This is a genomic window from Salinarimonas sp. NSM (assembly GCF_052380005.1).
In the GTDB taxonomy this organism is placed as follows: domain Bacteria; phylum Pseudomonadota; class Alphaproteobacteria; order Rhizobiales; family Beijerinckiaceae; genus Salinarimonas.
This window is the reverse complement of the sequence record NZ_JBQTCJ010000109.1, coordinates 1-4,624: the sequence shown is the minus strand read 5'-3', so window position 1 is coordinate 4,624 and position 4,624 is coordinate 1. Positions and strand designations below refer to the sequence as shown.

Here is a 4,624-nt window from a genome sequence, read left to right as displayed (position 1 = left end):
CCGCGACCGCGCGCGCGCCTCGGCGAGGCCGATTGGGGCGGCGCGCTCGCCCTGCTCGAGCGGCTCGCCGCCGCCTTCGCCGGCTTCGGGCCGGACGCTTTCCCCAGCGAGGTGGCGCTCCCCGCGCTGGCCGCCGCCCACCGCGCCGCCTGCGACGCCCTCGTCGCCGGCCCACCGGCGCAGGAGGTCTCCGCCGCGGGCGTCGCGGCCGGCGTGGACGACGAGCCCGCCCCGTTCACGGACGGCTCGGACGAGACCCTCGCCGCCTTGTTCGACGATCTCGCGCTCGTCGATGCGGACGCCGCGCTGCGCGGCGTCTTCCTCGACTATCCCGGCTTCTTCGCCAACCTGGCCCGCGACCGACGGGCGCCGGGGCGGGCGGACCGGGCGCATCCGCGGCTCAAGATTCTGGGCCTGCTCGAGGCGCGCCTGATCCGGGCGGACCGGGTCGTGCTCGCGGGCCTCGACGAGGGCGTCTGGCCGCCGCGGGCGCGCACCGACGCCTTCCTCAACCGGCCCATGCGCGAGGAGATCGGCCTCGCCCCGCCCGAGCGCCGCCTCGGGCAGACCGCCCACGACTTCGTCCAGGCGCTCGGCGCGCGGGACGTGGTGATCACCCGCGCCGCCAAGCGCGACGGCGCACCCACCGTGCCCTCGCGCTTCCTCCAGCGCGTGAAGGCTTTCGTCGGGGCGGACGCCTGGGAGGCGATCCGCGAACGCGGCCGGCGGATCGCGGCACTCGCCGCACGGCTCGATGCCGCCGATCCCGCCCCGCCGCTGCGGCGCCCCGCCCCGCGGCCCGACCCGGCGTTGTTCCCGCGCCGGCTCTCGGTGACGGAGGTCGAGACGCTGGTGCGCGACCCCTACGCGCTGTTCGCGCGTCGCGTGCTCGGCCTCGATGCGCTCGACGCCATCGCACTCGCACCCGGCGCCGCCGAGCGCGGGAGCCTGATCCACGAGACCTTCGCACGTTTCGTCGAGGCCCATCCCGACGCGCTGCCGGCGCGCGACGTCGCGGCCCAGCGCCTGCGCCAGATCGGCCTCGACCTGTTCGCGCCCATCGGCGACGCCTATCCCGAAGTCCAGGCCGAATGGTGGCCGCGCTTCGAGCGGGTGATCGACGGCTATCTCGACTGGGAGATGGCGCGGCGCACGCTCCTCGCCGGCATCGCCGTCGAGCGCAAGGGCGAACTCGCGCTCATGATCGGGACCGAGCGCTTCACGCTCTCCGCCCGCGCCGACCGGATCGAGACCGGCGCCGACGGCGGGGCGGTGATCGTCGACTACAAGACCGGCACGCCGCCCACCCCGAAGATGGTCTTCGCCGGCTTCTCCCCGCAGCTCACGCTCGAGGCGGCGATGCTGCGCGCGGGCGCCTTCGAGGGCGTTCATGCGCCGCGGGGCGAGACGGAGCTCGTCTACGTCCACGCGTCGGGCGGCAAGGACCCGTTCAAGCCCTGCCCGATCACCCCTCCCAAGGACGAGGAGCGCTCGGTCGAGGACCTCGTCGGCGAGCATCTCGCGCGCCTGAAGGGCCTCGTCGCGCGCTTCGTCGCGGGGGAGTACGGCTACGTCTCGCGGCCCTACGCACAATACGCCCTGCGCTTCTCCGCGTACGACCATCTCGCGCGGGTGAAGGAATGGTCGGCCGCCGGCGGCGGCGACGCGGAGGACGAGACGTGAGCCGGCACCAGACCCCCATGCGCGTCCCCCCCCAGGTCACGGAGCGCCAGCGCCGCGCCGCCGACCCGATGCTGTCGGCCTGGGTCTCGGCGAATGCCGGCGCCGGCAAGACCAAGGTGCTGACCGACCGGGTGATGCGCCTGATGCTCGCCGGCACGCCGCCGGGGCGGATCCTGTGCCTGACCTTCACCAAGGCGGCGGCGGCGAACATGTCGATCCGCATCTTCGACACGCTCTCCGCCTGGGTCGCTCTCGACGACGCGGCGCTCGCAGCCCGGCTCGAGGCGCTCGACGGCGTGCCGCCCTCGGCCGCGCGGCTCGTCGCGGCGCGCCGGCTGTTCGCGCGCGCGGTGGAGACCCCCGGCGGGCTCAAGATCGAGACGATCCACGCCTTCTGCGAACGACTGCTGCACATCGCGCCCTTCGAGGCCAACGTGCCGGCGAGCTTCGTCGTGCTCGACGACGCGCAGACGGACGAGCTGATGCGCGCCGCCAAGGCGGGCATCCTCGCCGCCGCGCATCGCGGCGAGGGCGGGCTCGCGGAGGCCTTCGCGGCGATCGACGCCCACGCCGCCGGAGACCGTCTCGACGCGCTCCTGCGCGAGGCTCTCGCCCGCAAGGACGCGCTCGCCGACGCGCCCGCCCGCGAGGCGGCGCTCGCGCGCATCGCCGACGTGCTCGGCCTGGAGCCGGACGAGGACGAGGCGGGTATCGACGCCGCCATGCTCGCGGGCGCGATTCCCGCGGGCGAGCGCGCCGCGCTGGCGCGGGCCTTCCGCGCCACCGGCAGCGCCAACGACGCCAAGCAGGCCGCCTGCCTCGAGCGCATGGCGGAGGCCATGGACGACGCGGGGCGGCTCGAGGCCTATCTCGGCCTCTTCCTGCGCAAGGACGGCGGCCCGCGCGCCGATTCGACGCTGGCGACCAAGGCCATGGGAACGGCCGCGAAGGAGCGGCTCGCCGCGGAGCGCGACCGGCTCGCCGGCCTTCGCGAGCGTCGCCGCGCCGCCGCCGCCCTCGCGCGCACCCGCGCGCTCTACCGCCTCGCCGGGGCGATCCTGGAGCGGGTCGAGGCCGAGAAGCGCCGGCTCGGCGCGCTCGACTTCGACGACCTCGTGCACCGCACGCTTGCGCTGCTGCGCCGGGGCGAGGCGGCGTGGCTGCTCTACAAGCTCGACCGCGGCATCGACCACGTGCTCGTCGACGAGGCGCAGGACACCAACCCCGAGCAATGGGAGATCCTGCGCCACATCACCGCCGAGTTCCATGCGGGCGAGGGCGCCGCCGCCGCACGGGCCGGCGCTGGTCCCCACGGCGGGCGCCCGCGCACGATCTTCGCCGTGGGAGACCCCAAGCAGTCGATCTACTCCTTCCAGGGCGCCGATCCCCGCCGCTTCGAGGAGAGCCGCCGCCACTGGCGCGGCCTCGCGCAGGCGGGCGGCTACCCGTTCGAGGAGGTGCCGCTCACGGTCTCCTTCCGCTCGGCGCCGACCGTGCTTTCCGCCGTCGACCGGGTCTTCGCCCTGCCGGACCATTACCGCGGCCTCGATCCGTCGGACGAGGCGCACGGCACGGTGCACGAGAGCGTGCGGCCGGACGCGCCCGGCCTCGTCGAGCTGTGGCCGGTCGAGCGACCGAACCCGCGCGCCGAGCCCGACGCCTGGACGCATCCCGTCGACACGCCCGACGAGACCGCCCCGGCCATCGTCGCCGCGCGCCGCGTCGCCCGCGCGATCCGCACCTGGACGACGTCGGGCGACCATTGCGGGCGCGTGCGCCGCGCCGGCGACGTGCTCGTGCTCGTGAGGAAGCGCAACGCAGCCTTCCACGCCGTGATCAAGGCACTCAAGGACGCCGGGCTGCCGGTCGCGGGCGCCGACCGGCTCTCGCTCACCCGCCACATCGCGGTCGAGGACCTGATCGCGGCGGGTCGCGCGGCGCTCCTGCCGCAGGACGACCTGACGCTCGCCGCCGCGCTGAAGTCCCCGCTCGTCGCGCTCGACGACGACGACCTCGTACGCCTCGCCGCCCGTCGGGAGCCCGAGACGAGCCTCGCGGACGCGATCGCCACGCGGGCGCGGGAGGGCGACCCGGCGGCAGCGCGCGCGCGGGACGCGCTCGACGCCTGGCGCGAGCTCGCGGCGGCGCACGGCCCCTTCGGTTTCTACGCCGCCCTGCTCGGCCCCCGCGGCGGGCGGCGCGCGCTGGTCGCGCGTCTCGGCTCGGAGGCGGGGGACGCGATCGACGCCTTCCTCTCCCTGGCCCGCGAGGCGGAGGCGCCGGAGGCGCCCTCGCTCGCCCGCTTCCTCGCCGGCTTCGAGGGCACCGAGCGCGAGATCAAGCGCGACCTCGAGAGCGGCGCCGACGAGGTGCGGGTCATGACCGTGCACGGCGCCAAGGGCCTCGAAGCGCCGGCCGTCGTCGTGCTCGACGACGCCGGCGCGCAGGCGGGGCGGCTCTCGCCGCTCGTCGCGCTCGCCGTCGGCCGCGACGAGACCTTGCCGGTCTGGTCGCCGGGCAAGGAGCACGACTGCGACGCGCTCGGCGAAGCGCGCGAGGCGGCGCGGCTGCGCGCGACGGAGGAGGCGAACCGTCTGCTCTACGTGGCGCTGACCCGCGCCGAGAGCCACCTCGTCGTCGCCCCCTACATCAACCGCGCGGACCGGGACGCGCCGGAGACCGCCTGGTCCACGATGGCGAACGTGGCGCTCGCCGGCACGCCGGGGCCGGTCGAGACCGACCTGCCCTACGTCTCCGGGGCGCTGGTCTGGCGCGAGAACCACACGGCGTCGGCGCCCACGGGGCCCGCCGCGCAGGCGCGCGGCACCGACGACGGCGCGGGCGCCGAGCCCGTGTCGCCCGCACGGCCCGAGCCGGACCCCGCATGGCTCTTCGCCCCGGCCGAGGACGAGCGCGAGGCGGCGCCGCCGCTGCGGCCCTC

2 protein-coding genes are annotated in these 4,624 nt (G+C 76.1%); both read left to right on the top strand.

The window, feature by feature from the left end; translation table 11 throughout:
• On the top strand, window positions 1-1,683 hold a 1,683-nt coding region (addB, locus tag ACTZWW_RS22405), incomplete at its 5' end, for a double-strand break repair protein AddB (protein ID WP_444783183.1).
• A 17-nt stretch (window positions 1,684-1,700) separates the two neighbouring features.
• Window positions 1,701-4,624: double-strand break repair helicase AddA (gene addA / locus ACTZWW_RS22400; RefSeq protein WP_444783182.1), on the top strand; the 2,924-nt coding region annotated here is incomplete at its 3' end.